This window comes from Lacrimispora amygdalina, assembly GCF_003432035.1.
In the GTDB taxonomy this organism is placed as follows: Bacteria; Bacillota; Clostridia; order Lachnospirales; family Lachnospiraceae; genus Lacrimispora; species Lacrimispora amygdalina.
In genome coordinates this window covers 1-595 of sequence record NZ_QOHO01000174.1, presented here as the reverse complement: position 1 = coordinate 595, position 595 = coordinate 1, and the positions used below count along the sequence as shown (strand labels likewise).

Sequence of the window (595 nt, the reverse complement as noted above, 5' to 3'; positions counted from 1 at the left end):
CGGATGTGTTCTGCCATGCGCTCCTGAAACTCAACATCGTCATCAAACGCACGGGTAATGGATTTTTTGCTGGCCCCGTGGCGTTGCAAATGATCGATGCATAGCGATTCAAACAGGTGCTGGGGCAGGCCTTTTTCCATGTCGTCTGCCAGTTCTGCCTCTTTCTCTTCACGGGCGAGCTGCTGGTAGTGACGCGCCCAGCTCTGAGCCTCAAGACGATCCTGAATGTAATAAGCGTTCATGGCTGAACTCCTGAAATAGCTGTGAAAATATCGCCCGCGAAATGCCGGGCTGATTAGGAAAACAGGAAAGGGGGTTAGTGAATGCTTTTGCTTGATCTCAGTTTCAGTATTAATATCCATTTTTTATAAGCGTCGACGGCTTCACGAAACATCTTTTCATCGCCAATAAAAGTGGCGATAGTGAATTTAGTCTGGATAGCCATAAGTGTTTGATCCATTCTTTGGGACTCCTGGCTGATTAAGTATGTCGATAAGGCGTTTCCATCCGTCACGTAATTTACGGGTGATTCGTTCAAGTAAAGATTCGGAAGGGCAGCCAGCAACAGGCCACCCTGCAATGGCATATTGCATGG

At 47.7% G+C, this 595-nt stretch carries 3 protein-coding genes; all 3 read right to left on the bottom strand.

Translation table 11 applies throughout. From position 1 onward, the window contains the following. A partial coding sequence (locus tag DS742_RS28555) for a host-nuclease inhibitor Gam family protein (RefSeq protein ID WP_147325914.1) occupies positions 1-242 on the bottom strand: 242 nt, incomplete at its 3' end. 74 nt (positions 243-316) lie between these two features. Next, positions 317-445 (bottom strand): host cell division inhibitory peptide Kil, encoded by a 129-nt coding sequence (gene kil, locus DS742_RS28645; protein ID WP_001007579.1) that lies wholly within the window; start codon positions 443-445, stop codon positions 317-319. Then, positions 429-593, bottom strand: coding sequence for a protease FtsH-inhibitory lysogeny factor CIII (locus DS742_RS28640; RefSeq protein ID WP_001198861.1), 165 nt, complete (start codon positions 591-593; stop codon positions 429-431). The genes kil and DS742_RS28640 overlap by 17 nt, the downstream gene beginning before the upstream one ends. Positions 594-595 lie beyond the last annotated feature (2 nt).

What these genes read in the sequence shown, in the direction of transcription:
- DS742_RS28640 (WP_001198861.1), bottom strand. Translation starts at nt 593, where the DNA reads ATGCAATATGCCATTGCAGGGTGGCCTGTTGCTGGCTGCCCTTCCGAA.
- kil (WP_001007579.1), bottom strand. Translation starts at nt 445, where the DNA reads ATGGCTATCCAGACTAAATTCACTATCGCCACTTTTATTGGCGATGAA.